28 protein-coding genes are annotated in these 26,351 nt (G+C 64.2%); 13 read left to right on the top strand and 15 right to left on the bottom strand.

Going from position 1 to position 26,351, the window contains the following annotated elements:
- The first annotated feature begins 32 nt into the window (after positions 1-32).
- Positions 33-404, top strand: coding sequence for a universal stress protein (locus BDK88_RS01655; RefSeq protein WP_130498877.1), 372 nt, complete (start codon positions 33-35; stop codon positions 402-404).
- Positions 405-406: 2 nt separating this feature from the next.
- A complete protein-coding gene (locus tag BDK88_RS01650) occupies positions 407-976 on the top strand; it encodes a GNAT family N-acetyltransferase (RefSeq protein WP_130498876.1) in 570 nt (189 codons plus the stop codon).
- Positions 977-985: 9 nt separating this feature from the next.
- On the opposite strand, the gene BDK88_RS01645 is transcribed toward BDK88_RS01650, so the two are convergent.
- Positions 986-1,444 carry a universal stress protein gene (locus BDK88_RS01645; protein WP_130498875.1) on the bottom strand — a complete coding sequence of 153 codons (459 nt, stop codon included), beginning with the start codon at positions 1,442-1,444 and terminating at the stop codon, positions 986-988.
- Between the two features lie 133 nt (positions 1,445-1,577).
- Between BDK88_RS01645 and BDK88_RS01640 the strand changes: the two genes are divergently transcribed.
- Entirely contained in the window at positions 1,578-2,036 is a 459-nt protein-coding gene (locus BDK88_RS01640) for a universal stress protein (protein ID WP_130498874.1), read from the top strand.
- Positions 2,037-2,129: 93 nt separating this feature from the next.
- Complete coding sequence (locus BDK88_RS01635) at positions 2,130-3,320, top strand: DHH family phosphoesterase (RefSeq protein WP_130498873.1); 1,191 nt, start codon at positions 2,130-2,132, stop codon at positions 3,318-3,320.
- A 13-nt stretch (positions 3,321-3,333) separates the two neighbouring features.
- Here BDK88_RS01635 and BDK88_RS01630 read toward each other — a convergent pair whose 3' ends face one another.
- From BDK88_RS01630 to BDK88_RS01610, 5 genes are all read right to left on the bottom strand, one after another.
- Positions 3,334-4,029, bottom strand: coding sequence for a hypothetical protein (locus tag BDK88_RS01630; RefSeq protein WP_130498872.1), 696 nt, complete (start codon positions 4,027-4,029; stop codon positions 3,334-3,336).
- Positions 4,030-4,134: 105 nt separating this feature from the next.
- A complete protein-coding gene (locus BDK88_RS01625) occupies positions 4,135-4,575 on the bottom strand; it encodes a DUF5807 family protein (RefSeq protein WP_130498871.1) in 441 nt (146 codons plus the stop codon).
- A 96-nt stretch (positions 4,576-4,671) separates the two neighbouring features.
- The gene (locus BDK88_RS01620) at positions 4,672-5,109 is read right to left on the bottom strand and encodes a DUF7112 family protein (protein WP_130498870.1); all 438 of its coding nucleotides are present in this window, start codon (positions 5,107-5,109) and stop codon (positions 4,672-4,674) included.
- 29 nt (positions 5,110-5,138) lie between these two features.
- On the bottom strand, positions 5,139-5,540 hold the full coding sequence (locus tag BDK88_RS01615; protein ID WP_130498869.1) for a 30S ribosomal protein S6e: 402 nt from the start codon (positions 5,538-5,540) through the stop codon (positions 5,139-5,141).
- A gap of 145 nt (positions 5,541-5,685) precedes the next feature.
- Positions 5,686-5,883, bottom strand: coding sequence for a hypothetical protein (locus tag BDK88_RS01610; RefSeq protein ID WP_130498868.1), 198 nt, complete (start codon positions 5,881-5,883; stop codon positions 5,686-5,688).
- Positions 5,884-5,937: 54 nt separating this feature from the next.
- Here BDK88_RS01610 and BDK88_RS01605 point away from each other — a divergent pair, with 54 nt between their 5' ends.
- The 6 genes from BDK88_RS01605 to gltB all read left to right on the top strand — a co-directional run bounded on the left by BDK88_RS01605 (position 5,938) and on the right by gltB (position 15,137).
- A complete protein-coding gene (locus BDK88_RS01605; RefSeq protein WP_130498867.1) occupies positions 5,938-6,216 on the top strand; it encodes a hypothetical protein in 279 nt (92 codons plus the stop codon).
- Between the two features lie 38 nt (positions 6,217-6,254).
- On the top strand, positions 6,255-6,599 hold the full coding sequence (locus BDK88_RS01600) for a hypothetical protein (protein WP_130498866.1): 345 nt from the start codon (positions 6,255-6,257) through the stop codon (positions 6,597-6,599).
- A 59-nt stretch (positions 6,600-6,658) separates the two neighbouring features.
- On the top strand, positions 6,659-7,897 hold the full coding sequence (locus BDK88_RS01595) for an MBL fold metallo-hydrolase (RefSeq protein WP_130498865.1): 1,239 nt from the start codon (positions 6,659-6,661) through the stop codon (positions 7,895-7,897).
- Positions 7,898-7,976: 79 nt separating this feature from the next.
- On the top strand, positions 7,977-8,417 hold the full coding sequence (locus BDK88_RS01590) for a hypothetical protein (protein WP_130498864.1): 441 nt from the start codon (positions 7,977-7,979) through the stop codon (positions 8,415-8,417).
- Between the two features lie 57 nt (positions 8,418-8,474).
- Positions 8,475-9,956 carry a proline--tRNA ligase gene (proS, locus tag BDK88_RS01585; RefSeq protein WP_130498863.1) on the top strand — a complete coding sequence of 494 codons (1,482 nt, stop codon included), beginning with the start codon at positions 8,475-8,477 and terminating at the stop codon, positions 9,954-9,956.
- Positions 9,957-10,583: 627 nt separating this feature from the next.
- Positions 10,584-15,137: a glutamate synthase large subunit gene (gene gltB / locus BDK88_RS01580; RefSeq protein ID WP_130498862.1), complete on the top strand. Its 4,554-nt coding sequence runs from the start codon at positions 10,584-10,586 to the stop codon at positions 15,135-15,137.
- Between the two features lie 16 nt (positions 15,138-15,153).
- Here gltB and BDK88_RS01575 read toward each other — a convergent pair whose 3' ends face one another.
- The 5 genes from BDK88_RS01575 to BDK88_RS01560 all read right to left on the bottom strand — a co-directional run bounded on the left by BDK88_RS01575 (position 15,154) and on the right by BDK88_RS01560 (position 19,000).
- Positions 15,154-15,759 carry a peroxidase-related enzyme gene (locus BDK88_RS01575; protein WP_130498861.1) on the bottom strand — a complete coding sequence of 202 codons (606 nt, stop codon included), beginning with the start codon at positions 15,757-15,759 and terminating at the stop codon, positions 15,154-15,156.
- 45 nt (positions 15,760-15,804) lie between these two features.
- Positions 15,805-16,221, bottom strand: coding sequence for a GIY-YIG nuclease family protein (locus BDK88_RS01570; protein WP_130498860.1), 417 nt, complete (start codon positions 16,219-16,221; stop codon positions 15,805-15,807).
- A gap of 163 nt (positions 16,222-16,384) precedes the next feature.
- Positions 16,385-17,389: an RAD55 family ATPase gene (locus BDK88_RS01565; protein ID WP_130498859.1), complete on the bottom strand. Its 1,005-nt coding sequence runs from the start codon at positions 17,387-17,389 to the stop codon at positions 16,385-16,387.
- Positions 17,390-17,603: 214 nt separating this feature from the next.
- A complete protein-coding gene (locus tag BDK88_RS21015; RefSeq protein WP_165396893.1) occupies positions 17,604-17,741 on the bottom strand; it encodes a hypothetical protein in 138 nt (45 codons plus the stop codon).
- 173 nt (positions 17,742-17,914) lie between these two features.
- Positions 17,915-19,000 carry a peptidase gene (locus BDK88_RS01560; RefSeq protein ID WP_130498858.1) on the bottom strand — a complete coding sequence of 362 codons (1,086 nt, stop codon included), beginning with the start codon at positions 18,998-19,000 and terminating at the stop codon, positions 17,915-17,917.
- A gap of 157 nt (positions 19,001-19,157) precedes the next feature.
- On the opposite strand from BDK88_RS01560, the gene BDK88_RS01555 reads away from it, so the two are divergent.
- Complete coding sequence (locus BDK88_RS01555; protein WP_130498857.1) at positions 19,158-20,219, top strand: NAD(P)-dependent glycerol-1-phosphate dehydrogenase; 1,062 nt, start codon at positions 19,158-19,160, stop codon at positions 20,217-20,219.
- 28 nt (positions 20,220-20,247) lie between these two features.
- On the opposite strand, the gene BDK88_RS01550 is transcribed toward BDK88_RS01555, so the two are convergent.
- Positions 20,248-22,068: a S9 family peptidase gene (locus BDK88_RS01550; RefSeq protein WP_130499763.1), complete on the bottom strand. Its 1,821-nt coding sequence runs from the start codon at positions 22,066-22,068 to the stop codon at positions 20,248-20,250.
- 170 nt (positions 22,069-22,238) lie between these two features.
- On the opposite strand from BDK88_RS01550, the gene BDK88_RS01545 reads away from it, so the two are divergent.
- Complete coding sequence (locus BDK88_RS01545; protein WP_130498856.1) at positions 22,239-23,300, top strand: glycosyltransferase family 4 protein; 1,062 nt, start codon at positions 22,239-22,241, stop codon at positions 23,298-23,300.
- Positions 23,301-23,421: 121 nt separating this feature from the next.
- Positions 23,422-23,832, top strand: coding sequence for an HIT family protein (locus BDK88_RS01540; protein WP_130498855.1), 411 nt, complete (start codon positions 23,422-23,424; stop codon positions 23,830-23,832).
- A 60-nt stretch (positions 23,833-23,892) separates the two neighbouring features.
- On the opposite strand, the gene trpB is transcribed toward BDK88_RS01540, so the two are convergent.
- The 3 genes from trpB to BDK88_RS21010 form a co-directional block, all read right to left on the bottom strand.
- The gene (gene trpB, locus BDK88_RS01535; protein ID WP_130498854.1) at positions 23,893-25,047 is read right to left on the bottom strand and encodes a tryptophan synthase subunit beta; all 1,155 of its coding nucleotides are present in this window, start codon (positions 25,045-25,047) and stop codon (positions 23,893-23,895) included.
- 163 nt (positions 25,048-25,210) lie between these two features.
- Positions 25,211-26,194 carry a YeiH family protein gene (locus tag BDK88_RS01530; RefSeq protein WP_130498853.1) on the bottom strand — a complete coding sequence of 328 codons (984 nt, stop codon included), beginning with the start codon at positions 26,192-26,194 and terminating at the stop codon, positions 25,211-25,213.
- Between the two features lie 4 nt (positions 26,195-26,198).
- Positions 26,199-26,339, bottom strand: coding sequence for a hypothetical protein (locus tag BDK88_RS21010; RefSeq protein WP_165396892.1), 141 nt, complete (start codon positions 26,337-26,339; stop codon positions 26,199-26,201).
- Positions 26,340-26,351 lie beyond the last annotated feature (12 nt).

Below are 26,351 nucleotides of genomic sequence, written 5' to 3'. Positions count from 1 at the left end.
CCGTTTTCGTCCATGGGCTCACAGTGCCCTGTATGAATGTGTTGCTGGGTCTCGGCGGAAGCGATGAGTCGGTGAAGACGCTTCGACGGACCATCGACCGCACGAAAGAGGTCGGCGACGACCTGACAGTCGTTATCGTCGACAAACCCGAGTCGAAACGCTCACAGGACGAAACGCACGATCTGGCGGTCGAGCACCTCGAGGAAGCGGGCCTCGACGACGCCACCGTCGAGACGCTCGAGGGTGACCCCGGAAGTGCGCTCGTCGATTATGCCGAGCAAGGAGAGTTCGACGAGTTGGTCATCGGCGGTGGCACCCTGAGCCCGATGGGGAAAATCCAGCTCGGGCCGATCACGGAGTTCGTCCTGTTGAACGCCCCGACAACGGTCAAACTGGTGCGATAACGATGGTCGGATCGCGTCAGTATCCGGACGAGCCGTCCGGTCCGTTCCCCTCGCCGCCGACGACGTTCGAAGACCGGGAGGGACGGTCGATCGAGATCCGCGCACCGGCGGCGTTCGCCGACGACGCACTCGACGATGTCGTCGAGATGTACGTCGAGTTCGATCCCACCGATCGGGCACAGGGGATTCCGCCGACCGGTGCGGACCGCATCCGCAACTGGCTCGAGACGATCGCCGAGGACAGCGTCACCGTCGTCGCCTTCCACGACGGCGACGCCATCGGCCACGCGATGCTCGTCCCCGATAGCGACGATCCGGACGCGATCGAAGCGAAAAGCGGCATCGAGTGGGAACTGGCGATTTTCGTCCTGCAGGCCTACCAGCAGGCCGGTATCGGGACAGTCCTGCTCGAGAACCTGCTGGGCCACGCCACCGATCTCGGTATCAGACGCGTGTGGTTGACCGTCGAACGCTGGAACAACCCGGCGATCGCCCTCTACGAACGGGTCGGCTTCGAGTCGACCGGGACCGAGAGCTTCGAACAGGAGATGGCGATCCTGCTCGACAACTAACGACGGCGGCTACACCGAGAGGACTGGCTGGCTCGCGTACGAGAGGACGTATTCTGCGGCATCCTCGAGGACCTCCACCTCAGCACCGGTCACGGGCTCTCGAGGGAGGACGATGAAGTCGGCGTCGATCGAATCGGCGGTGTCGAGGACGACGTTGCCAGGGTGGCGCATTTTCCGCATTTTCGAGAAGCCGTCGTCGACGGAGGTCGACAGCGAGACGTCAGCCTCGGCGGCGAGCGTACGGGCATCGTCGAAAAACTCCTGTGTCGTCTCGACGATATCGGCCTCGTCGACAGTGCCGTTATCGAGACCGTAGACGACGCCACGTCCGAGGACGAAAAGCGCGTGGACGGCCGCATCGTAGCGGTCGGCGACGGCGATAGCGTACTCGACGGCGGTGGCTGATTCGTCGCTGCCGTCGACCGGCGCGAGAACGGTGTCGACGGTAAACGGCTCGCTGGCATCCATACACGGCAGTGAGTGTTCCGTGGCAAAAAACCCACCCCACGCTGTGCCCGCTCGCTGTACGTTCACACGGTTGTCGCCTGTTTCGCCTGTCCGAACGGGGACGTTTAAGCGACCGCGAGCGTAAGTCGTCGGTATGTTCGATACGGTCGTGGTCGCTACTGACGGCTCCGACAGCGTCAAACGGGCCGTCGACGTCGCACTCGATCTTGCAGACCGCTTTGAGGCCGACATCCACGCCCTGTCGGTCATCGACGCCAGCGAGGTCGACGCCTCGCCGGAGCAACTCCAAGACGAGTTCCGCACCGCTCTCGAGACGACTGCTGACGCCGCTCTCGGGACCGTCGAGGAGCGCGCCGATCAGGAGGTTACTACCGAGATCCGCGAGGGACGACCCGCCGCCGAGATCTGTGCGTACGCCCGCGAGGTCGACGCCGACGTGATCGCGACTGGCACCCGCGGCCGCCACGGCGAGAACCGCCTGCTGCTGGGCAGCGTCGCCGAGCGCATCGTCCGGACGTCACCCGTCCCCGTGTTGACCGTCCGGCAACTCGATTCTGCGACCGACGGTGACGAGACGGTCGCCGACTCCTGATCGGCATCGGCAAGCGGCAGGTCGACGCTCCGATACTCGCCTCCGGCACCCGAGACCGGCGGTTACTTCCCGGCAGGACACCCAGCACGTACCATGTACGACGAACTCATCGAGAGCGGCGATCTGCCGCTCGCGCGCAAATCCGTGCTGCCGGGAACTGGCTTCTTCCTGCCCGACACGCTCGAGGAGGACCTCGAAGCACAACAGACCGAAGCCGCCCTCGAAGGGGCCGAGGTCGCGGTCATCGCGGACCCGGACGCCGACGGACTGGCCTGTGTCGCCCTGCTTCGCGAAGCCTATGACGACATCCAGAACGTCCCGGAACCGGATGATGACGAGGGTGACGATAACGAGGCCGACGAGCCCCTCGAGGAGCCCGAGCCGACACCTCACTCCGTCGCGCTCATCCCCGCGAGCCCCCACGACGTCGAGGACGCGCTGGCTCGCGTCGCCGAGTACGGCGACGACGGGATCGATCTCTTCGTCTGTGACCTCGCACCGGATCGCTACGAGTACGTCGAAGACGAACTCGCGGCAGCTCTCGAGACCGCCGACAGCGTCGCGTGGTACGACCACCACCAGTGGGGCGACGATGTCGCACAGGCAGTTCGAGACGCCGGTGTCGATCTCGTCGTCGGTGACTCCGACGAGGAGTGTAGCGCTGACGTGGTCTATCGCTCGCTCGAGTACGACTTCGGGCCGATGTACGAGGAACTGGCGGCAGTCACTCGGGATCACGACCTCTGGCTGCGCGAGGACCCGCGCAGCGACGATCTGGCGGACTACGCCTACTGGACCGGTCCCGCCGAGTACGTTGAGGTCGTCCGCGAGTACGGCGTCGACCTGCCCGAGTGGGTCCAAGAGTACATCGCAGAGCGCCGCGTCGAGAAGGAGGCGCTGATCGAACAGGCAGTCGGTCGAGCGGAGCTTCGCGAGATCGGCGGCTACACGGTCGGGATCACCTACGGCCGCTGTTCACAGAACGAAGTCGCCGAAGCGATGCGCGAGCAGGGTGCCGACGCCTCCGTGATCGTCAAACCTGCCGGCTCGGCCTCGATCCGGGGCACCGACGAGTTCGATCGGTGCCACGAGGTCGCGGGGAAAGTAAACGGTGGCGGCCACCCCAAGGCTGCGGGCTGTAAGCCCGACATCTACGACGACATGCTCGACTACGCGAACCACTGGACGACCCGCGGGGCCGTGACGAAACAGGTCATCCTCGATGCGTTCCGGCAGGTCGTCACAGAAGCGGACGCAGCCGAAGACACGGACGCCGACGCGTAATCGTCTCTCTCTGTTACTGTCGCGACGCGAGATACCGCATCACCAACTGCAGGACGTGGACGAAGACGCCAGCGACGGCGATGTAGACGCCGATCGTCTGCAGCGTCACCGACGCGTCCCGTCGATCCCGAACCTTCCAGATTTCCCATCCCAGTCGAAGGAAGAACCCGAGAAAGATGAGGACGAAGCCGACGAGCAACACCGGCGCGATGAACGTCCCGATCAGAATCGCGACGAGTCCGCCGATAAACGCGTAGTTGGCGTACGACCCCCAACGCTCGAACGTCTTCGACCGGGCGTAGACGTAGGCCGCGATGACGGCAGTGATCACAGCGACGATACCCGCCGTTACGACGAGAATCGTCAACTGAGATTCTCGAGGCGCAAAGCGAAGCACGCCGGCTCCGAAGATCCCGAAGGCCAGTTGTAACACTCCCGTTCCGACGACTGCGAGTCCCGTCTCACCGCCTTCGACACCCCGTTCAGCGATCCATTGGCCGGCTACGATGGCCACACCGTAGACGAGCGCGCCGACGATCGGAATCGAAAACAAAACGTCGTTGACCGCTGCGAGCGGGGTCGTCACGAGGACATACATCAACACCACGTTGAGTGCCATGAGGGCGCTCGCGCCGCCGATTACACGCGCCTCGCGGCTCGAGAGACCGAACCCGCGGCCGGTCTCGTACGGGGTTTCGGTCGAACTCATCGTTCGTTTCCTATGCGATCGTGTGACAAAAGCTGTTGCCCGACGGCTGCCGGTCTCACCCCCGGCGTGTCGATCGCGAAGCGATCGACGATGGCAATCGATTGCTTACGCTTCAGCGTCGGTCGCGTTCCACCGATCGGAAAACGCCGTCCCACACGTACACTGTGCGTAGGCGTGGACCACGTCGCCGTCGGCGTAGATGCCGCCGACCGACTCGTTTTGTTCCTCGGCGAACGCGAAGACGTACTGGATTGCGTGCTCGCCGTCGGCGTCGGCATCGGCGTCCGGACACTGCCCGCCTGCGAGATCGTCGTCGATCTCGCCTTCGGTACTCATTGCGGACTTGGCGAACTCCATCGCACCGGTGCCGGTCGCCGCTTTGAAGGCGTTGCGACCGCGTTCGCCATCGACGACGATCAGCGTCCCGTCGTCGACGCGCTCGCCGAACTGCTCGAGTCGGTCGTCGGACACGTACGATGCTGCCAGAAAGAGCGCGACGTCATCAGGCCGCTTGCCGGCCAGAAACTCCTCGCGTTGGGTACTCATGGCCGTCGGTTGGCACTCGAGGTGGAAAAAGGGCGGTATTCGTCTCCTCTCGTCTCTCGCGACGCAAGCGCCACGCGAAGACAGGGCCGCTCGTCGCTACTGGTCCTCGAGGTCCTTCGCGATTTCACTCAAACTATCGCGTGGTGGCTCTCGAGCGTCGTAATAGGCCGTCTCGCCGGGTGCGCGAAGCCCGTAGAGAAAGTCGGGCTCGACGACATCGACCAGCACCGACCCGCCCGCGGAGACGTTGTGGTCGTCGGTCCACGCGGTGAGCTGATCGCTCGCACCGCTTGGATCGCGAGCGCTAGCCGGTGTCTCGTAGACGCCCGGGATCGATAGCTCGTCGCCAGTCAGCGCTCGCTGGACGTGTGCAAACAGTTCCTCGCCATCGAGGACGATCCGGACGACCTCGTCTGCCGGAAACGCATCGCGGTCGTCGGCCGGCACCGCGAGTTTGACGCCGGTTGCCGTCTCCGTACACGTCGACCGGATAGTCTCTACCGATGGATGATCGCTCGCAATTCGGTCAGCCATTGAAAATGAATCGAGTGAGTCGACGCGAGTTACTCGTCGTCGTCTTCGCCCTCGCCGAGGAGGTCGTCGACGTCGGCGCTGCCGCGCTCGGTGATCGAGGCGTTGATCTGGGCGACAGCATCGGAGACTTCGCGGCCGCGAACCGTGATGCGGCGTCGCTCGCCGTCACGCTCGGGGTGATAGCCGGTCTGTCGGTCTTCCATCAGCACTTCCTGCAGGTTCGGGCCGGCAACCTCGCCGTTGAGCGGGCGACCCGCCTCGTCGGAGCCGCCGGTGATCTCGAGCGTGTAGCCGTCGAGACCGACCGAACCGCCGTCGACTTCGTCGCCGATCGACTTGCTGATAAACCGGTTTGCGTCCTGGTCCTCTGCCTCGAGCTGATAGGCCATCCCCGAGTCGGGATCGCCGACAACGACAGTGAAACTTGCCATGCACGACGGAAGACGGCCGTCGCTCAAAAGATCATCGATCGGAACCGACCTTTTGCGCTGCGCTCAGCGACGGCGACGGCAGCTTCGCTGCCACACGCCGTCGCGTCGCTCGGTAAAAGGTCGATCAAAAGCACTCCTCCCTCCCCTAACTCGCGGCTTTGCCGCTCGTCTCAACGCGGCGCGAAGCGCCGCGCTTTCCGGGTCGGTCGTCGGCCCGCTCGCTCGGCCTGCGGCCTCGCTCGCGGTGAATATCGGTAAACGGCCTGCCCTTCCCCGAGTCGGACGACTCTCGCGGTGCTCGAGCCGTCTTCCCGGCCAGGAACACAGAGTCACGCTGTTTCATATCGACAGCGACTCCGCTCGAACAGTCAAGTACGTGGACTCCCTACGTCGACGTGTGTTCATCGATCCCGAGCGGCTCGAGGAGCGACTCCGCGAGGAGTTCGGCGGCACGGCCAGCCAGTCACGGGTCGTCGTTCGGCAGGCCGTCGATCTCGCGGATTCAAGCCAGTACGAGGCCGACATGGGCACGACGCTGACGACCGAGTTCGTCATCGACGAGCTATCGGACGCCCCCGAGGGCACGCCGGCAGAGCGATGGAACTGGTGGCTTGGCTCGCTCGAGCTCGCATATGGCGACTACGAGCGGTTCGGCGTTCGGAAGTATCGGAAATAGGGCAACACCGATTGTCTTCCACGACATAGGGCTGTACAATGAGTGAGCTGTCGCGACCGGTCTGGCCGGCGTATCCGCTCTCGGCGCTCGTCGCCGGCCTCGGCCACTGTTATCTCGGACGGTGGAAACGTGGCGCGATCTGGTTCGTCCTGTATGCACTCGCACTCGCGTTTCTGAGCGCCCGGTCGCTGTCGGGGGCGCTTGCGCCGGGCGAACCGTTCGTCGTGACGGCACTGCAGTTCGACGCAGTGAGCTACGCCGACGTGGCCGTGCCGCTTGCGATCCTCCTCGTTTGTCTGCTTGATGTCTATCTCATCGGGTTGACCGAGCGAACTGCCGCCCAGATGGCTGGCACAGACGACCGGCGCTCGAACAGTTCCTGACAGCGTCTCCGCGTCCGAAACCAGTGAAGGCAAACCGATCGAGACCCAACTCGGTCGTCATGGACGTCCAGTTGCTGGGTGGCGCACGAGAGATCGGTCGGAGCGCGATCTGTATCGACGACACGCTCGTGCTCGATTTCGGGATGGATTCGGGGAACCCGCCGGCGTTTCCGGTCGGTGATGTCAATCCAGAAGCCGTCGCCGTCAGTCACGGCCACCTCGATCACGTCGGCTCCATCCCGACGCTCCTATCGGGTGACTCGCGGCCGTCGATCCACTGGACGCCGCCGACGTACGACCTCACGATGGTGCTGGCCCGCGACACGCTGAAACTCCACGGCGGAAGCTACGACTGTCCGTTTACCGAGGCGGAACTCGCACGCGTCGCAGAAGTCTCGGAGACCCACGGCTACCGCGAGCCCTTCGAGGCCGCAGGCTACGAGATAACCTTTTTCGACGCTGGCCACGTGCCTGGCAGCGCACACGTCCTCGTCGACGATGGCGACACTCGCCTGCTCTATACTGGCGACTTTCACACCGACGAACAGCGATTGCTCGCCGGAACCACCGCCCGGCCCGAGGCCGACGCCGTCCTCTGTGAGAGCACCTACTCGGACGTGACGCGACCGCCGCGCGAACAGATCGAACGCGAGTTCGCCGAGAGCCTCCGGACCACTGTCTGGGAGGGTGGCACTGTCGTCGTCCCCGCCTTCGGCATCGGCCGCACCCAGGAGGTGCTCTGTCTCTGCGAGGAATACGACCTCGAGTGTTACGTCGACGGCATGGGCAAACGCGTCACGGAACTCTTCCTTCGAGACGAGAATCGCGACTTCCTGCGCGATCCCGACCTCCTGCGGCGGGCGAAAGGCAACGCCCGGTTCGTCAACGGTCGCGACGGCCAGCGCCGGCGGATCGCAGAACAGAACACCGTGATCGTCACCACCAGCGGGATGCTCCACGGCGGGCCCGCGATGACCTATGTCCCCGCGATCCGCTCTCATCCGACGAACAAGATCGCCATGACCGGCTATCAGGTCGAGGGGACACCCGGTCGTGACCTGCTCGAGACCGGCAGCGCCGAGCTCGACGGTCGCGTGATGCGGGTCAGCGCACAGGTCGAACAGTACGACTTCTCCGCGCACGCCGACCGGGACGGGGTTCGGTCGTTCCTCGAGTCCTACACTGACACACCGATTCTGGTCAACCACGGAGACCGCTGCGAGGCGTTCGCCGAGGAACTGCGCGCGGACGGCTACGACGCGACAGCGCCCGAACTGGGCGAGCGAATCGCGGTCTAAGCGGCCGGCTTGTAGTCCAGTCGCCGATCCGGCACGTTCAACGACCAGGGTTTTCCGTCGAGTCGTGGTCCTCGTCTCCGTGACTGACCCCGATTCGAACGTCGACCCCGAGACGGCCACAGATCTCGACGACCTCGAGCTGAGCGACGCCGAACAGGCGGCGCTGCATGACCTCCAGTTGAGTCTCGAGCACGTCCACCGGGCCTACGGGACGCTGCTCGAGTTCCACCACCAGCTCGGCCATGCGATGGACCGGTTAGGCGACGCCGAGGATTCCCTCCGTGAAGCCGGCTACGAAGCGTGGGCGAACGACCTTCGGGACGACCATCTCCCGGCGGGCGCGATCAGCGACCAGTGGACGTTCGAACTCGTCGAGGAGTTCTCTGGAGAGTTTCTCGAGGACGTCGACGCCTTCGAACGCGAGGTCAGAGACGAACTGGCCGATGGCGTCGATCACGTCACCGAGCGCCGGCAGAAACGCCGGCTGCGCGAGCGCGCCGCGGACGCCAGTCGCGATTAATCGTAGCGCAGGTGGCCTTCGCATGGTTTAAGCCTGCGCTGCCTGCATGTCGACACAATGAGCGACGAGAGCCAGGAACTCGGGATCACCGAGTCGAAATCGCACAAGCCCGGCGAGTGGTACGCCGAGGTCGTCCAGAAGGCAGGCCTCGCGGACTACGCGCCGATGGGCGGATTTATCGTTACGAAACCTCGCGGCTACGCCCTCTGGGAGGCCATTCAGGACGCCCTTGACGGCTGGTTCAAAGAGACCGGCGTCGACAACGTCTACTTCCCGATGTTCATCCCCGAGAGCTTCTTAGAGCGGGAAAAGGACATCGTCGAAGGCTTCGATCCCGAGGTCGCGTGGGTGACTCAGGGCGGCCACGACGAGCTCGAGGAACGCCTCGCGGTGCGACCCACGAGCGAATCGATCATCGCGCCGTTTATGGCCGACTGGACCCGCAGCCACCGCGATCTGCCGATGCGGCTCAACCAGTGGTGTTCGGTCGTCCGCTGGGAGGCCACCGAGACCAAGCCCTTCTTCCGGACGAAGGAGTTCATGTGGCAGGAGGGCCACACCGCCCACGCCACCGACGAGGGCGCGTGGGAGGAGGTCTGGACCCGTCTGAGCCAGTACGAGAAGGTCTACGAGGACGTACTCGCAATTCCGGTCCTGCGGGGCAAAAAGCCCGAACACGACAAGTTCCCCGGTGCGGATACCACGACGACCGTCGAGGCGCTGATGCCCGACGGCAAGTCCGTTCAGGGCGCGACCAGCCACAACCTCGGCCAGAGCTTCGCCGAGGCGTTCGACATCACGTTCGCCGACGAAAACGAGGACGAACAGACGGCCTACACCACCTCGTGGGGGCTCTCCTGGCGTGCACTCGGCGCGCTCATCATGACCCACTCCGACGACCAGGGGCTCGTGCTCCCGCCGACGGTTGCACCCACCCAGGTCGTCATCGTTCCGATCTGGCAGGAAGACACGAAAGACGACGTCCTCGAGTACTCCGAAGAAATCGCCGCCGACCTCGAAGAAGCCGGCTTCCGCGTCGAACTCGACGACCGCGACGAGCGCAATCCCGGCTTCAAGTTCAACGAACACGAACTCAACGGGGTTCCGCTGCGACTCGAGATCGGGCCCTACGAGGTCGAAGACGAAGAGGTCACGCTGGTCCACCGCCCGGACAACGAGGAAACCGTCGAGGATCGCGCCGAGATCGTCGACGCCGTCGACACGCATCTCGAGGAGATCTACGACAAACTCTACGAGGCGGCCGAAGAGAACCTTGAGGAGAACGTCCGCGAGGCCCACAGCCCCGAAGAGATCCTCGGGACGATCGGCCAACACGGCGGCTACGTGAAGACGCCGTGGTGTGGCGACGAGGCCTGTGAGGAAGCGATCAAAGAGAAGATCGCCGCCGAAATCGTCATGCAGCCGCTGACCGACGAGGGCGGGACGACGGCCGGTGCGGTCCCCGAACCCGAGGTCGACGAGTGTGGCGTCTGTGGAGACCCCGCCGACGAAATCGCATACTTCGCGAAGTCGTACTAACCGCTCTCCACGTTCGGTTGTCTCGACTGTGGGGTTTTGATACGGTCTTGCTGTCCCGCTGTCCTGGTGGGACCGCAGTGTGGGTTGCGGGTGCACCGGCACTGACTGACAGTCGTCCGTCTGAGTTGCAACTCGTTGTGCTCCGAAATTGAACTGTGGGGACGACAGCAGCGTCAGCGTCCGCCGTCGATACTCGAGCCGAAATAAGACAAATATACCGCCAGTGACAGATCTGGTCGAAATCACTGAGCGGCGGCCCCGATCGATCGTACGTCTCGTTGTCATTCGGACCTAAGTCTTTAGCCCCATATTGCTTACCGGGGGCGCATGACTAGATTCGTGTGGTGTTCACTTTGGTGGGTGAACACTACGTGCCTCTGACACAGTGACCCCGCTACCGGAAACATCGTTTTTCCGGAGGGGGTTCGAACTGACAGTTCTCGCTCAATAGATTCGACGGAGAGATCAGCGTGCCAACAGTCGTGGCGACGTTCGCTGAACGTGGCTCTCACACGTATGTCATATCTATAAGGTGGCTAAATTCACCTTATATTTATTTATATGTGTATATAATACACTTAGTCATAATGGGTTAGTCTCTTATAGCTGATCCCGCTACGAGTGTGTATGTCACAGCCACATCTCGCGCCATCGACTGGGCGTTCACAGGGGCTCGCCGACCCCATGGACGCGCGGTCGAACTGCGGCGTCGGCGTCGTCATGGATCTCGACGGAGACGGCGGCCATGACGTCGTCGCCGACGGCCTCGAGTTGCTTCGAAATCTCGAACATCGCGGCACGACCGGTGCGGAGAAAAACACCGGCGACGGGGCCGGCATCATGCTTCAGACGCCCGATTCGTTCTTCCGAGACGTCCTCGAGGCGTCGCTGCCGGACACCTACGCCGTCGGCTCGCTCTTTCTCCCACAGGACGAGACGGCACGCGAGGCGCTCATCTCGCTCGTCGAGGACACCTTCGATACCTACGATCTCTCGGTGCTCGAGTGGCGAGACGTTCCGACGAACAACGACGACCTCGGGAAGACGGCCGTCGACTCCGAACCGGACGTCTGGCAGGTCGTCGTCACGCCCGACGATGACATCTCCGGTGATGACTTCGACCGGCGGCTCTACGTCGCCCGACGGGCCCTCGAGAACGAGGTGGAAACGGCCGATATCGAAACCAAAGAGCGCTTCTACGTCGTTTCTCTCGATTCGGATACCGTCGTCTACAAGGGACTGCTGAAAGGCGAACAGGTCCCCTCCTACTACCCTGACCTGACCGACGAACGGATGGACTCGACGTTCGCGATGGTCCACGAACGGTTCTCGACGAACACGCTCGGGGCGTGGCACCTCGCCCATCCCTACCGGAACATCATCCACAACGGCGAGTTCAACACCATTCAGGGCAACATCAACTGGATGCGAGCCCGCGAGACCGACCTCGAGAGCGAGGTCTTAGAGGATCTCGAGGCGGTCAAGCCGATCATCGACGATCCCGACCAATCGGACACCGCGAGCGTCGACAACGCGCTCGAACTCCTGATGCAGGACGGCCGGGACTTAGAGCACGCGCTGCGCATGCTCGTTCCCGAGGCCTGGCGCGGCGATGACGCAATGGCCGACGATCGCAAAGACTGGTACGACTTTCACGCCTCGCTCGTCGAGCCGTGGGACGGTCCCGCCCTCGTCGCAGCGACCGACGGCGAACGCGTCGGCGCAGTGCTCGATCGCAACGGGTTGCGACCGTGCCGGTACGACATCACCACTGACAATCGCCTGATCATGGCCAGCGAGGCCGGTGCGCTCGAGACCGAGCCGTCGGAGATCGAAGAGCGCGGCCGCCTCCAGCCCGGGCAACTGTTCCTCGCCGATCCCAACGAGGGACGGGTCATCCCTGACGAGGAGGTCTTCGAGGACCTGACCGACGACCGCTACGGCGAGTGGGTCGCCCAAGAACAGGTCCATCTCGACGACATCCAGCGCACGGACGACCGCACGCCCCGGGACGCAGTCGACGGGCTGCGTGACTACCAGGCTGCCTTCGGCTACACCCACGACGAACTCGAGAACCTGATCGAGCCGATGACCAAGAAAGGGAAAGACCCCGTCGGCTCGATGGGCGACGACACGCCGCTGTCGGTGCTTACCGAGTACAACCGGCCGCTGTTCTCGTATTTCAAACAGCTGTTCGCACAGGTCACGAACCCGCCGCTGGACTACATTCGCGAGGAACTCGTCACCTCGATGGAGTCGCGACTGGGCTTCCAGCGCAACCTCCTCGACGAGTCGCCCGACCACGCCCGCCAACTCGTGCTCGACTCGCCGATCCTGACGGATGCCGAACTCGCGTCGATCCGCGACTGTTCGGCCAACGGGATCACGGCCGCGACGATCGACATCACCTACGAGCCCGCAAACGACGAACTGGGCGACGATCTCGAGGCGGCGATCGAACGCGTCCGCGCGGACACCGTCGCAGCGATCGAGGACGGCCACGACGTGCTCGTCCTCTCGGATCGCAGCGTCGACGACGACCGGATTGCGATCCCGAGCCTGCTGGCGACGGGTGCCGTCCATCATCACCTCGTGCGCAACGGCCTTCGCAACCACGTCGGCCTCGTCGTCGAGTCCGCCGATCCGCGCACCGTCCACCACTTCGCGACGCTGGTCGGCTACGGCGCGGGCGCGGTCAACCCGTACCTGGCCTACCAGACGATCGCGGACCTCACCGCCGGCCCCGACGGCGCGGACGCCGAGATCGCCATCGACGCCTACGTCGGTGCGGTCGAGGACGGCCTCCTGAAGATCATGGCCAAGATGGGTATCTCGACAGTCGAGAGTTACCAGGGCGCGCAGATCTTCGAGGCCGTCGGCCTCGACTCCGACCTCGTCGCGGAGTACTTCGAGGGCACCGAAAACCGCACCGAGGGGATCGGCCTCGCCGAAATCGAAGAAGACCTCCGCGAGCGCCACGCGACCGCGTTCGACGACGGCGACGACGCCGACCTCGATCGCCACGGCGAGTTCGAACACCGCTCGGAGGGAATCCACCACCAGTGGAACCCCCAGACCGTCGGCGCGCTCCAGCAGGCCGTCCGCTCGAACGACTACGAGCGCTACCAGGACTTCGCCGACCAGATCAACGACCAACAACAGAACCTCCAGACGCTGCGCGGGCTCCTCGAGTTCGACTCCGACCGCGACCCGGTCCCGCTCGAGGATGTCGAGCCGATCAAGGACATCGTCCAGCGGTTCTCGACCGCGGCGATGAGCCTCGGCTCGCTCTCGCCGGAGGCCCACGAGAACAACTCGATCGCGATGAATCGCTTAGGCGGCAAGTCCAACTCGGGCGAGGGTGGCGAGCCGCCGGAGCGATTCGGCACCGAAAAGGAGTGCAACGTCAAGCAGGTGGCCTCGGGACGGTTCGGGGTCACGTCGACGTACCTCTCGAGTGCCGACGAACTCCAGATCAAGATGGCCCAGGGCTCCAAGCCCGGTGAAGGCGGCCACCTCCCCGGCGAGAAGGTCAACGAGATGATCGCCCACGTCCGCAAATCGACGCCGGGCGTTGGCCTCATCTCCCCGCCGCCGCTGCACGACATCTACTCGATCGAGGACCTCAAACAGCTGATCTTCGACCTGAAAGCAGCGAACGAGGAAGCGGACATCAACGTCAAACTGGTCTCCGAAGCCGGCATCGGCACGGTCGCTGCCGGCGTCGCGAAGGCTAACGCCGACGTGGTCCACATCTCGGGCCACTCCGGCGGGACGGGTGCGTCGCCGCGCACCTCGATCAAGAACGCCGGCCTCCCGTGGGAACTCGGTCTCGCCGAAGCCAACCAGATGCTCTGTCAGACCGGGCTGCGCGACCGCATTCGCGTCTCGGCCGACGGCGGCATGAAAACCGGCCGCGACGTGGCTGTCGCTGCCCTGCTGGGAGCCGAGGAGTACGTTTTCGGGACTGCCAGTCTCGTGACCTCGGGCTGTGTGATGGCCCGGCAGTGTCACAACAACACCTGCCCGGTCGGCGTCGCCACCCAGCGCGAGGACCTCCGGAAGCGCTTCCCCGGCGAGCCCGAACACGTCATCAACTACATGACGTTCATCGCGCAGGAACTGCGCGAACTCATGGCCGACCTCGGATTCGAGACGCTCGACGAGATGATCGGCCACGTCGACGTTCTCGCACAGCGCGACGACGTCGACCACCCGAAGGCCCGCAACGTCGACCTCTCGGCGGTGCTTGCTGACCCTGGCAGCGAGGTCCGACGGAAGATCCGCGAGCAGGACCACGAGCTCGAGGCACAACTCGATCGCGACTTCATCGCGGCTGCGGCCGACGCGATCGAAGCGCAAGAACCCGTCGCCCTCGAGGCCGACGTTACCAACGTCGACCGCACCGTCGGCGCGATGCTCTCGAACCGGATCACCGACCGCTACGGCGAGCCCGGCCTTCCGGACGATACGATCACCGTCGACCTCGAGGGCACGGCTGGCCAGAGTTTCGGCGCGTTCCTGGCAAGCGGCGTCTCGATGCACCTCGACGGCAGCGCCAACGACTACGTCGGCAAAGGGCTCTCGGGTGGCAAACTGACGATCCGCACGCCCGAGACCGCCGCCTACGATCCGACCGACAACGTCGCGATCGGCAACGTCGCGCTCTACGGCGCGACCGACGGCCAACTGTACGTCAACGGCGTCGCCGGCGAGCGCTTCGCGGTGCGCAACTCCGGCGCGAAGGCCGTCGTCGAGGGCGTCGGCGACCATGGCTGTGAGTACATGACCGGTGGTGTCGTCGCCGTCCTCGGAGACACCGGCACGAACTTCGCGGCCGGCATGTCCGGCGGCGTTGCCTACGTCTACGACCCCGACGACGAGTTCAAGGCGAAGGCCAACACCGGCATGGTCTCGCTGCACGACGACCTCGAGGAAAAAGACGAGCAGATGCTCCGACGGCTCGTCGAGAACCACGTCGCCTACACCGGCTCCGAGCGCGGCCAAGAGCTGCTCGCAAACTGGGAGCGCGCGCTCGAGGCCTTCGTGAAGGTCATGCCCGAGGCCTACGCCGAGGCAATCTCCGAACAGGGATCGGACGACGTCCGCAACGAACTGCCCGGTACGCCAAAGGCCGATATCGCGACTGAGTCGGCCAGTTTCGCGGCGAGCGACGACTGAGACGAATACGATCGAGTTATCGGCCGAGCGTGTGGAACTCGTCGTTGGGTTGCATCTCTGCGAACATCGCCATCCGATTGCTGAGGTTGTAGAAGGCGGTGACGGACCCGATGTCCCAGATCGCTTCGTCGCTGAAGCCGGCCTCGCGCAGCGCCTCGAAGTCATCGGGTTCGACCTCGGTCGGCCGCTCGGTGAGTTTGACAGCGACGTCGAGCATCGTCCGGTGAGCCTCGCTGATGTCCGCCGTTCGGTAGTTTGCGACTAATTGGTCGGCCAGCGTCGGGTCCTCGGCGTAGATGCGCACGAGCGCGCCGTGGGCAACGTTACAGTAGTAACAGTGGTTGACACCGGAGACGGCGACGACGATCATCTCGATTTCCTCGCGCGCTAAGGCGGTGTCCTCGACGAGCGCGTCGTGATACTCGAAAAAGGCTCGGAAGTGGGAGGGTTTGTACGCAAACGCCGAGAACACGTTCGGGGTAAAGCCGGCGCGATCGGTTTCCTCGGCGATCCGCTCCTGCAAATCTTCGGGGAGGTCCTCGAACGACGGAACGGGGAACCGTTCCATCGCGTCGTCGTTGAGTTGCGGATCGGTGCCAGTCTCGGAATCTGCATCGGTCATAGGCACCAGTTCACACGCATCGGTAATAACTCGCGGGTCCGATTCTCACCGCGTCCCGTCGACGACGCCGCCGGCTTCGACCGCCGCCTCGCGGACGGTGTCGGCGTCCGGCACGGCGAGTAGATGCCCTGCGCACTCACAGTCTGAAGCTCCGAAGCCGTCGACCGGTGTGCCCGGCAGCTGCGCGGCCAGTTCACACTCTCGATCAGCGTCCGGGAAGATGATCGCGGTCTCGAGGGTCGTTTCCGGCCGGCCGAGCAGGTAGTCGATGTGCCAGTGACGCGTGTCGCGGTCGCCAGCAACGAGTTCGCGGTGGCGCTCGACGCGACTGAAGCCGCCTGGACCGAACGCGCTGCCGACGTAGGCGTACGTGCCGGCATCGAACGTGTACTCACCGAGTGCGCCGACAGCAAAACGCGTCGTTCGGGGAACGTCGATCACGAGAACGTACGTGCCGCTCATATGGAACGGTCGGGTAAGCGACGGAAAAACGGGCGCGGTTTCGACTCGCGCTGGCAGCGGCCGCGGTGACAGGGGTCGCTACCGGGACTGACACGGCTCGTCGTAGACCCGATCGTCCGCGCCGCACTCGTGAACGTGACGGGAGCTGGCCCGCCTCGAGCCATCAGGGCCGGTCCGGCTGTGACAGTTCGGTCCCGACCTCGTACCCCTGCTGTGTGCTCCGTCCCGTGTTCGGACTGGCTGCGAACAGTCCACGACCCGGTTCGTGATCGTACTGGATCCACTGGGGGAGAAACTGGGCACCGATCAGCTTCCGAATGGCGAGCTGTTTGTGCCGGGTGTTCGGTGCTCGCTGCTCTGTCAGCCGTAGATCGACGATGCCGTCGAATACGTACTCGGCCTCGGGAATATCGTCTTCGTCTGCCGTCGACGCAGCGGCGACGATCGGGACGAACCGTGCCTTACAGACCGTCGCTCGGATCTCTTCGACGAAATCGTGGACCTGCCGGTCCTGAAAGACCCGCTCGAGTTCGTCCAGCGAGTCGATCGTGACGAGCCCGGTCTCGCTCATTTCGAGGTCGTCGAGCGCGCCGACGAGACTGTGGGTCACCTCGCTGCGGTCGCTCGGATCGCGCACCTCGACGATCGCGTCTGCGGCCGCCTCGCCGAGGAACGTCGGCCACTCGGTGCGCCGGGCCCTGAACCCGTCTCGGTCGTCGAGCCGGTGGGTATAGCAGTCGATAATCCGCAGCCGATCGTTCTCGAGGGCCGGCAGGACGTTCCAGCCGTTCTGATAAAAGCGCTCGAGCGTCGCCGTCGGCGGATTCGCGAGCGAGACGACAACGGCGGGTTCGCCACGCTCTAAGGCACGCCAGACGAGTTCGATCCCGAGTTCGGCCCGGCTGGTCCCCTCGTCGCCCGAGAGCAGGAGAAACGAGTCGGCGGGGATGCCGTTGGGGACGAGCGAGTCGATCGGCTCGACCCCTGTTACGACCCGTTTGTAGGCCTGTGGGTCGGGCAGTGTCGTGTTGTCGTCGGCCTCGCGGCAGGCAACCGAACAGTAGCGGCCGTTGTCGCTGGCGACGGGATCGCCAGGGATCGGATAGTGACAGTGGTCGCACTCGAGTGGATACTCCGCTGTGCGCTCCGGCCAGTGCTGATCAGACATGTCGACGCGCTCTACCACGGTGGGGTCAAAAGAACCCTTCCCCGTTGGTCACTACACTAACTGATCGACAGTCATACTGTCGGACAGAAGTCAACACGAAGTCGGTCGCGGATTCGCGGCCGTCTCCACCGGTGACGGCCGCAGCAGCGCGACCGATCTTCACGTCGTTCTTCCGGCAGTATCAGCATCCGATTCGAGTGCGTGTTCGCGGCCGTCAGCGGGCCAGCACGTCGACGGCCCGCTCGAGAAATCGCAGAAACGAACCGGTCGGTGTTCCGGGCATGTAGACTGGGACGTCGGGGTCGTCGATCGGAACGCCAGTAATCGGATCTCTGGGTTCGGAGTCGCTCATACGAGCGTTTTGCGCCGAAGCTATTTACGTATGACCAAATACAACCGCAGGATAGCAAACAAAGAGTCATTATTGATGAAACTGCACACGGTATCGAACGCCATGGGCTACCGGAGACTGTCGCCCGAGGAGCCCCGATACCGCGATCGATCCTGGATGGGCTGTCCCACGGTTTAGGACTGCAGCTGTCTGAGTCGTTCGACTCGTCGCGCTGTCGACGGTCGCGTCGCGAGCCGTTCGTGGAACCGACTTCGCTCGTCAGTCACGTCCGAAGACGCTTCGTAGACGCTCGCGAGTGTATCTGCCCCGACCGCTCGAGCCGCACGACGGTCGGCAGCGAACTCACATCGCTGGAGGTACCACGTGAGCAGCGGCCACGTGATGAGCAGGCCGGCAAGCGCGACGAGCAGCGACATCCAGACAGTCAGCGTCACGACGAGTGCCGTAAGAAACGCCTCGACGAGGGACCGTCGCTCGAGGAGCCGAAACTCATCGGCAGCGTCGACGCGCGCACACAGTGCTGTCAGTTCGGCAGTATCACAGACGTCGAACGCGTAGTCGGTTGCGTACAGCCGCCGGTTCCCGGGTGCCCCATCGAGATAGAGTCTGGCCAGTTCCATTCCCTTACCCGGAATGACGCCGGCGATCGTCGCAGTCAGCCCAACACGGTCGGCCGCGGCCTCGAGCCGCCGACGTTGCTCGGCCGTCGGCTCGGAGACCGTCTGCGAGAGCCGAACGCGAGACAGCGACCAGCCGTAGGTGCCGACGACGAAGCCGACGAACAGGACCGGGATCAACCATGGCGACGGCTCCGAGGCACCGAGAAGCGCTGCGAGGGGTGCAATCGAAATCAGACAAATAAGCGTGAGCGCGACGAGGTACTTTCCGAGCCGGGCGACTGCCACCGCGGCGCTGATCTCGAGGTCGCGTCGTTTGCGAACGGATGGAAAGACGCCGAGATACGCGATCAGAACCGCAACGATCGTTCCTGCTGCCGTTGGAACCCAGGCCAGCGGCGTCGCGAGGCCGCCGACCACTGCTGGATGGAGCGACGAGAGGGCTGCCTCGGTCGCACCGATGAAGCCGGAAAACGCGAGGAGGAGGAGCGTTGTGATACCGACGACGCCGAGGAGTCGGTACGTCCCACGCGATCGCCGATCATCGTTCCCGCCCCGCCGGATCGTGTACCACCCGTACACGCGCCCAGCACTGTAGCTGGCGACGAGCAGGCCGAGCCAGAGCGTGAGTGTCGCAATCATATTTTTGCTTGTGACTAATCAGTTGATAAATACACTCACTTGGCGCGAATCCAGGTTCCGAGTGACATGCAGGCGGCTCGGCGCTGCATGCCGCTTCCCAGCCACCGGGCAGTGCGACGAGGAAAAACACATGTCCCGGGGGTGTGTCAAGACTGGTATGTTCGAGAAGTCGACGTGGATCCGCCTCCCGCGAAACGTCGTCGTCGGCCACGGCGTTCGCAACGAGGTCCGCGACGTAGTCGACGACCTTCACCTACAGGGACGGCCGCTGTTCGTCACGAGTCCGACACCTCGAGCGGTCGCCGCCGACCCCATCGCGGCCGACTTCGAGGCTGCCGGGATCGAGCCAGCGATGGTGACGATCGAGGAAGCGACGTTCGACGCCGTCGAGCGGGTGATCGACGTCGCCGAGGCCGAAGACGTTGCCTATCTCGTCGGGATCGGCGGTGGCAAGGCTATCGACATCGCAAAACTGGCCAGCCACCACCTGAACATGGGCTTTCTATCCGTGCCGACCGCGGCGAGCCACGACGGGATCGTCAGCAATCGCGGCTCGGTCCCGAACGGCGATTCCCGCCACAGCGTTGCCGCCGAGCCACCGCTTGCGGTCGTCGCCGACACTGGCATCCTCGCGGACGCGCCGTGGGAGCTGACGACCGCTGGCTGTGCAGACATCATCTCGAACTACACCGCGGTGATGGACTGGCGACTCGCCAAGCGACTGCAAGACGTCGAGTTCTCGGAGTACGCCGCCGCACTCTCCGAGATGACCGCCGAAATCCTCGTGGGCAACGCGGATCTCATCCGACCGGGGCTCGAGGAGTCGGCCTGGGTTGTCACCAAGGCGCTGATGTCGTCGGGTGTCGCGATGAGCATCGCCGGCTCCTCGCGGCCTGCAAGTGGGGCCGAACACCTCTTTTCACATCAACTCGACCGGCTGGCACCCGGTGCGGCCCTCCACGGCCACCAGGTTGGCGTCGGCTCAATCATGACAGCCTACCTCCATCAGGGAGAAGACGGGCTCTGGCGGGACATTCGCGACGCGCTTGCGAGCATCGATGCACCGACGACCGCCGCCGAACTCGGGATCGACGACGAGGTGATCGTCGAGGCGCTGACGACCTGCCACGAGATCCGTGATCGGTATACGATTCTTGGCAACGGGATGAACGAGCAGGCAGCTCGAGACGTAGCACACAAAACGGGCGTTATCGACTAACGTCGACAAGCACCGCGCAGGCGTCGATTCAGACGTGCTCGTCGAGGAAGTCGGCGATTTCCGAATAGGCCTCGATCCGATTCGCGAGCTTCGAGAAGCCGTGGCCTTCGTCGTCGAAGATCAGTTTCCGGACGGGCACGCCGTGTTCCCGAACCTCTTCGACGATCTGTTCGGCTTCGCCGACTGGAACGCGAGGGTCGTTCTCGCCGTGGAGGACGAACAGCGGCGCTTCGATCTGCTCGACGTTATTGATCGGCGAGATGTCCTCGAGAAAGTCGCGATCCTCGGCGAGCGAGCCGTACTCGGCCTCGCGAAGCGCGCGCCGCCAGTCGCCAGTGTTCTCGAGGAAGGTGACGAAGTTGGCGATGCCGACAACGTCGATCCCGGCAGCCCAGAGGTCGGGGTACTCGGTCAGGGCGGCGAGCACCATGAACCCGCCGTAGGACCCGCCCTTGGCGGCGATCCGGTCGGGATCGATCGCAGGATGGTCCTGGAGCCACTCGACGCAGGCCTCGATGTCCGCAACCGAGTCCATCCGCTTTTCGACGTCGTCGAGCGCAGCGTAGTCGGCCCCGTAGCCCGACGAGCCGCGCACGTTCGGCTCGAAGTAGGCGTAGCCCCGATCGAGGAAGTACTGTTTGACACTCGAGAAGGAGGGCCGGCGCTGGCTCTCGGGGCCGCCGTGGATGTCGACGATGACCGGCGTTTCGCCCTCCTCGTGGTCGTCCGGCAAGGTCAAGAAGCCGGGCACCTCCAACTCGTCGAAGCTCTCGACGTGGACGAGATCGGATTCGTCGAACGTCTCCCGGGGAATGCCCGCGGTCGGGGCGCTCGTCCACCGGTCGACCGCGCCGGTTTCGATATCGACGACGAAGACGTTCGTGTTGACCGTATCGCCAGTAGTCGACAGGGCGAATCGCTCCGCGTCGGGATCGAAACTTACGCCGCCAGAGATGCCACCCGGGAGGTCGGGTTCAGGGAACGTCTCGTAGTCGGTGGGATTGTCGGCGTCGAACTCGCCGACCGTCAACTCGGTGTAGCCCTCGACGTTTCGTGAGCAGACGAAGCGACCGGTTTCGTCGTCCAGTGCGATCCCGTCGACGTTCCATCCATCTCCGTCGATGACGGTCTCGAGGTCGCGTGTCTCAAGGTCGAGATAGGCCAGATACAGGGTGTCGGCATCACCTTTGTCGGTGACGAGATAGATCCCCTCGCCGTCGGGAGCCCAACTCGCGCTCTGATAGCGTACGTCGCCCTCGTGGGGTGTTAGGTGCTCGAGTTCGCGCTCGTCTGCCTCGAGATCGAGAACGTACAGGTCCTGATCGAAGTTGGAATAGGCCTGCGAGACAAGCAGCCGGGAATCGTCGGGGCTCCAGCCGGCAAGCGAGAGCCAGCCGTCGCCTTCGTAGACGAGCGTTGCGTCCTCGCCGGTTTCGTCGCGACCCTGCACGTAGATGTCGAAGACGGACTCGTCGCGGCGATTTGAGGTGAAGGCAAAGCGGTCGCCGTCGTGGCTCCAGCCGCCCCAGCGGTGTTTCGAGTCGGGCATCGCGGTCAGATTCTCGATTTCGCCGGTCTCGGGGTCGAGTCTAAAGAGCTGGGCGCGCTCGTTGCCGCCCTCGTCCATCCCGAAGATCAGCTCCGGGCGTTCGGGTGACCACGAGGCGAAGGTCACCCGCTCGTCGTAGAAGGTCCGCTGTTCGGGCCAGCCGCGGGGGGTCTCGAGCGTCCAGACCTGTGCAGTGCCGGTCGTATCCATCAGGAAGGAGAGCCGCTCGCCGTCGGGACCGAACGACGCGCCGTAGGCGCTCCGGACGTTGAGATAGCGCTCGATGTCGTAGCTTCCCATGCCAGAGGCGTACGGACCCGAGTCGGTAGTCATTTCGGTCGCGGCAGCCCCGGATTCCGGCCAGTGGCACCGGTCGGCCGCTCGAGGGAGCCGGTATGTTGTCCCGAAAACTGCCGTCGGATAGAATGAAAAAAGTGACTTTATAGCCCGGGACTACGTGGCGGCCGAATATGCGACTCGCGTTCGTCTCGTTCGAAACGGTCCATCACCGCGATAGCGAGACGAACCAGCGGTTTCGGACGATCCTCGAGTTACTCGCACAGCGAGGCCACGACGTCCACTGTTACTGTGCCGATTTCTGGGCCGATGAGGGAGCAACCCTCGAGCGAGAGGGGATTACCTACCACGCGGTCGTCGACGGGCCGGACGCCCACAGCTCGTTTCTCGCCCGCTTGCCGTTCGTGCTTGCGGCTGCGAACCCGGACGTGATCCACGCCAGCGCACAGCCGCCGCGTCAGGTGCTCGCGGCTCGTGCGGGAGCGGCGCTTGCGCGGACGCCACTGGTCCTCGAGTGGTACGGCGACGACGGCGTCCCAGAGACGCGCTGGACGCGGCTTGCGGCTGGCCGACCCGATGGGATCATCACACCGTCGGAACTCGTCTCGACGTGGACCCAAGAGATCGGTGCCGACGGCGACATCGTCGATATCATCCCGAACCCAATCGACTACGATCGGATTCAGGATGTCGACCCGGGCGAGGATGTCGACGTGATCTACGCACGCCGTCTCGACGACGGGGCCAACCTCGAGAGCCTGCTGTTAGGACTGGCCGAACTCCGGGATCGCGACTGGCAGACGACCGTCATCGGCGACGGGCCCGAACGTGACGCCTACGAAGACCTCGCGAGCGACCTCCGCATCAACGATCGGGTGCAGTTCGTCGGCGACCTCGAGCTCGACGAGCGGATCGCGGCCTACCGCGGCGCACACGTCTTCGCCCAGACGGCCGAACGCTGTGTCTTCCCGACGGAGATGCTGTGGGCGCTCGCATCGGGCTGTGTCGGGATCGTCGAGTACCACGCGAACTCGAGCGCTCACGAACTCGTCGAGGGCTGGGAGCGGGGCTTTCGGACCACCAGCGAGGACGAACTGGCCGAAGCCATCCTCGCGGCGGGTGATCTCGAGGACCGCACGTATGAGGACCGGTTTGCCGACTACGATCGGTCGGCAGTGGCCGAGCAGTATCTCGAGCAGTACCGGATGCTGCAGGAAGACCACGGACTCCTGTAATACTGCCGGACACAACACGTATATCTGACATTGACGGGCAGTACCGTCACCATCAGTGACGTTCGATCGCAAAACCACCGTGCAGAGGTACCTATATGTCGACGTGAGAGAAAATACAGCTATGGACGATAGTTGTGAGTTCTGCCGACTCGCTGGCGGCGGCCAGTCGGCACACGTCCTCTACGAGGACGAGTGGACGATCGCCTTTCTCGATCGCAATCCGGCCACGAGGGGCCACACGCTCGTCGCGCCGCGCGCCCACGTAGCGGACGTCTTGACGAGTGACGACCCAGACGCGGCAGCCGTTTTCGAGACCGTTCGGACAGTCGCCAGCGCGCTCGAGGCCGTCCTCGAGCCCAATGGGTTCAGCACCTTCCATACGACCGGGCCGCTGGTCGGTACCGTCGATCACGCACACGTCCATCTCGTGCCTCGATTTGCGGACGACGACGTTTCGCTCTCGCTGGCGCGACGCAAACTCGATCCCGACGAGGCGGCGGCACTGACAGCACAGGTTCAAACGTTGCTTTGAGACAGGACACGATCCCCGAATCCGGATCGGTCTCGTCGGCTGGGTGACGAACGCGCTGATCTAGAGATCGAACTTCGCGGCCGCCGTCTCCATGTCCTTGTCACCACGTCCCGAGAGATTCACGAGGATCGTGTCGTGTTCGCCGGCTTCGGCCAACTCGATCGCACGAGCAATCGCGTGGCTCGACTCGAGGGCCGGGATGATCCCCTCGGTTTCGCTCAGTTCGCGGAACGCAGCCAGCGCTTCCTCGTCGGTGACGCCCGTGTACTCACAGCGGCCGACGGCCCGATACATGGCGTGTTCGGGGCCAGCACCGGGGTAGTCCAGTCCCGCCGAGACGGAGTGGACCTCGACATCGTCGTCGATGACCCGCGTTTTCATCCCGTGGAGGACCTCGTCTTTCCCGTCTGCCAGCGGCGCAGCGTGTCGTGTCGAATCGGTCCCCTTCCCGCCACCTTCGGCACCGTAGAACGCGACCTCGTCGTCGTTACGGAAGGCATGAAAGAGACCGATCGCGTTCGAGCCGCCACCGACGCAAGCGACCGCGGCGTCGGGCAACTCGCCGGTGCGCTCGATGATCTGCTCGCGGGCTTCCTCACCGATGACCGACTGGAAGTCACGAACCATCCGCGGGAACGGGTCGGGCCCGACGACGCTGCCGACCAGATAGTGTGTGTCCTCGACGTTTTCGGCGAAGTCCTCGAGCGCGGCGTCGACGGCGTCAGCCAGCCCTTCGTCGCCACGGGTGACCTCGTTGACCTCGGCACCCATCAGGCGCATCCGGAAGACGTTCATCTCCTGGCGCTCGATGTCCTTTTTCCCCATGTAGATCTCCGTCTCGAGGTTGAGTAAAGCGCCGACCATCGCCGTCGCGGTGCCGTGCTGGCCGGCCCCGGTCTCGGCGATCAGTCGCTCGCGGCCTGCCTTTTTCGCGAGCAGGGCCTGCCCGAGCGCGTTGTTGACCTTGTGTGCACCGCCGTGGAGCAGGTCCTCTCGCTTGAGATAAATATCGGCACCGTAGCGTTCGCTGAGATTGCGTGCGTAGTACAGCGGACTCGGACGACCGGCGAACTCCTCGAGCAAGCCACGCAGTTCCGACTGGAACGCCTCGCTTGCGGCAACGTCGTCGTAGGCCGTCGCCAGTTGCTCGAGCGGGTCCTGAAGCGGCTCCGGGACGTATCGCCCACCGTACCCTTCGAACTCTCCGTTGGACATATGCCGGTCCATTGCGCGCTCATCGTCAAGTAAGTTCCGTGGCGTCGATGGCGGCGCTCGCGGTTCGAACGGGAGTTTCGATCCGTCTCACACGCTGTCGCAAATATTGCCTCGGCCTTTGACGGGAATCGACCGCGCAGGTTCCCTGGAGAGACGGACGGGTCTAGAAGAGTACGAGCAGAAGCAACAGCGAGAGGCTGCTAGCGACGAGCAACGATAGCAAGACGACGAACGCAGGCATGACCCCGGTCTGGCGGAGTTCACCGAGTTGAATTTCGGTGCCGAGGCCGACGAACGCCAGCAGGAACAGCCAGTTGTACGCGTGCTCGAGCGAGGCCTGCTGGGCCGTCGAGAAGACGCCGAGACTCGAGAGCGCGGCGAGTGCGAGAAAACCGACGACGAACTTCGGAAACTCCGCCCAGAGGGTTCGGACGGAGGGCGTATCGCCGTCGCCGGTTCGGGCGTAGTAGCTCGCATACGCGAGGACGACGACGCCGATCAGGGCGTTGCGCGAGAGCTTCGTCATCGTCGCCCACTGGCCGGCCATCTCGGAGTGAGCAAAGCCGACCGCGACGACCGGCCCCGTCGAGAACATACTGACGCCGGCCCAGATCCCAAAGACAGTACTCGGCAGGGCGAGCAGATCACCGACGATCGGATAGACGGCGATCGTGATCGCATCGAACAAAAGCACTGTCGCCGCCGCATAGGCGACCTGTTCTTCGCGTGCGCTGACGGCACCGGCGACCGCGACGACTGCCGAGACGCCACAGATACTCGCGCCGGCTGCGAGCAGCGAGCCCAGCCGCTCGGCCAGCCCGAAGACGTTTCGCGCGAGCAGTTCCACGACGACGAGCGTAAGCGTCGCAACCGCGATCACGACGAGGAAGACGCGGCCGCCAACCTCGAGGACAGTCTCGACCGAGATCGACGCACCCATGAGGACGATTCCGGCACCGAGCCACAGTTTGTGTGTCGCGATTCCTGGCTCGAGTCGCGCCGGCACGCCGACGACGTTCGTCACGACGACGCCGAGTGCGATAGCGAGCAGTAGGTTGTTAACGCCAAGTGACAGCGCGAGTCCCCGCGCTAGCAGTGCGCCGAGACAGAGGGCAAGCACGCCCGGCAGGAGACGACGGACGGCCATCTCGTCACCAGGGGATCTGCAACTCGAGTGTGCTGACCAGTGCGACGATCATCCCGCCGACGATAACGCTCTTCCAGTCACGTTCCAGCGCCGACCAGCGACCGGTCACGGTCTCGGCGGCCGGCCGCCATCCATCGATCGACATATATGCTGGTTC

Origin of the sequence: Natrinema hispanicum (genome assembly GCF_004217335.1) — an archaeon.
Classification (GTDB): Archaea; Halobacteriota; Halobacteria; order Halobacteriales; family Natrialbaceae; genus Natrinema; species Natrinema hispanicum.
Note: the sequence above shows the minus strand (reverse complement) of the source record. Positions and strands in the feature narration are given on the sequence as shown.

What these genes read in the sequence shown, in the direction of transcription:
- BDK88_RS01655 (WP_130498877.1), top strand. Translation starts at nt 33, where the DNA reads ATGAATGTGTTGCTGGGTCTCGGCGGAAGCGATGAGTCGGTGAAGACG.
- BDK88_RS01650 (WP_130498876.1), top strand. Translation starts at nt 407, where the DNA reads ATGGTCGGATCGCGTCAGTATCCGGACGAGCCGTCCGGTCCGTTCCCC.
- BDK88_RS01645 (WP_130498875.1), bottom strand. Translation starts at nt 1,444, where the DNA reads ATGGATGCCAGCGAGCCGTTTACCGTCGACACCGTTCTCGCGCCGGTC.
- BDK88_RS01640 (WP_130498874.1), top strand. Translation starts at nt 1,578, where the DNA reads ATGTTCGATACGGTCGTGGTCGCTACTGACGGCTCCGACAGCGTCAAA.
- BDK88_RS01635 (WP_130498873.1), top strand. Translation starts at nt 2,130, where the DNA reads ATGTACGACGAACTCATCGAGAGCGGCGATCTGCCGCTCGCGCGCAAA.
- BDK88_RS01630 (WP_130498872.1), bottom strand. Translation starts at nt 4,029, where the DNA reads ATGAGTTCGACCGAAACCCCGTACGAGACCGGCCGCGGGTTCGGTCTC.
- BDK88_RS01625 (WP_130498871.1), bottom strand. Translation starts at nt 4,575, where the DNA reads ATGAGTACCCAACGCGAGGAGTTTCTGGCCGGCAAGCGGCCTGATGAC.
- BDK88_RS01620 (WP_130498870.1), bottom strand. Translation starts at nt 5,109, where the DNA reads ATGGCTGACCGAATTGCGAGCGATCATCCATCGGTAGAGACTATCCGG.
- BDK88_RS01615 (WP_130498869.1), bottom strand. Translation starts at nt 5,540, where the DNA reads ATGGCAAGTTTCACTGTCGTTGTCGGCGATCCCGACTCGGGGATGGCC.
- BDK88_RS01610 (WP_130498868.1), bottom strand. Translation starts at nt 5,883, where the DNA reads ATGAAACAGCGTGACTCTGTGTTCCTGGCCGGGAAGACGGCTCGAGCA.
- BDK88_RS01600 (WP_130498866.1), top strand. Translation starts at nt 6,255, where the DNA reads ATGAGTGAGCTGTCGCGACCGGTCTGGCCGGCGTATCCGCTCTCGGCG.
- BDK88_RS01595 (WP_130498865.1), top strand. Translation starts at nt 6,659, where the DNA reads ATGGACGTCCAGTTGCTGGGTGGCGCACGAGAGATCGGTCGGAGCGCG.
- proS (WP_130498863.1), top strand. Translation starts at nt 8,475, where the DNA reads ATGAGCGACGAGAGCCAGGAACTCGGGATCACCGAGTCGAAATCGCAC.
- gltB (WP_130498862.1), top strand. Translation starts at nt 10,584, where the DNA reads ATGTCACAGCCACATCTCGCGCCATCGACTGGGCGTTCACAGGGGCTC.
- BDK88_RS01575 (WP_130498861.1), bottom strand. Translation starts at nt 15,759, where the DNA reads ATGACCGATGCAGATTCCGAGACTGGCACCGATCCGCAACTCAACGAC.
- BDK88_RS01570 (WP_130498860.1), bottom strand. Translation starts at nt 16,221, where the DNA reads ATGAGCGGCACGTACGTTCTCGTGATCGACGTTCCCCGAACGACGCGT.
- BDK88_RS01565 (WP_130498859.1), bottom strand. Translation starts at nt 17,389, where the DNA reads ATGTCTGATCAGCACTGGCCGGAGCGCACAGCGGAGTATCCACTCGAG.
- BDK88_RS21015 (WP_165396893.1), bottom strand. Translation starts at nt 17,741, where the DNA reads ATGAGCGACTCCGAACCCAGAGATCCGATTACTGGCGTTCCGATCGAC.
- BDK88_RS01560 (WP_130498858.1), bottom strand. Translation starts at nt 19,000, where the DNA reads ATGATTGCGACACTCACGCTCTGGCTCGGCCTGCTCGTCGCCAGCTAC.
- BDK88_RS01555 (WP_130498857.1), top strand. Translation starts at nt 19,158, where the DNA reads ATGTTCGAGAAGTCGACGTGGATCCGCCTCCCGCGAAACGTCGTCGTC.
- BDK88_RS01550 (WP_130499763.1), bottom strand. Translation starts at nt 22,068, where the DNA reads ATGGGAAGCTACGACATCGAGCGCTATCTCAACGTCCGGAGCGCCTAC.
- BDK88_RS01545 (WP_130498856.1), top strand. Translation starts at nt 22,239, where the DNA reads ATGCGACTCGCGTTCGTCTCGTTCGAAACGGTCCATCACCGCGATAGC.
- BDK88_RS01540 (WP_130498855.1), top strand. Translation starts at nt 23,422, where the DNA reads ATGGACGATAGTTGTGAGTTCTGCCGACTCGCTGGCGGCGGCCAGTCG.
- trpB (WP_130498854.1), bottom strand. Translation starts at nt 25,047, where the DNA reads ATGTCCAACGGAGAGTTCGAAGGGTACGGTGGGCGATACGTCCCGGAG.
- BDK88_RS01530 (WP_130498853.1), bottom strand. Translation starts at nt 26,194, where the DNA reads ATGGCCGTCCGTCGTCTCCTGCCGGGCGTGCTTGCCCTCTGTCTCGGC.
- BDK88_RS21010 (WP_165396892.1), bottom strand. Translation starts at nt 26,339, where the DNA reads ATGTCGATCGATGGATGGCGGCCGGCCGCCGAGACCGTGACCGGTCGC.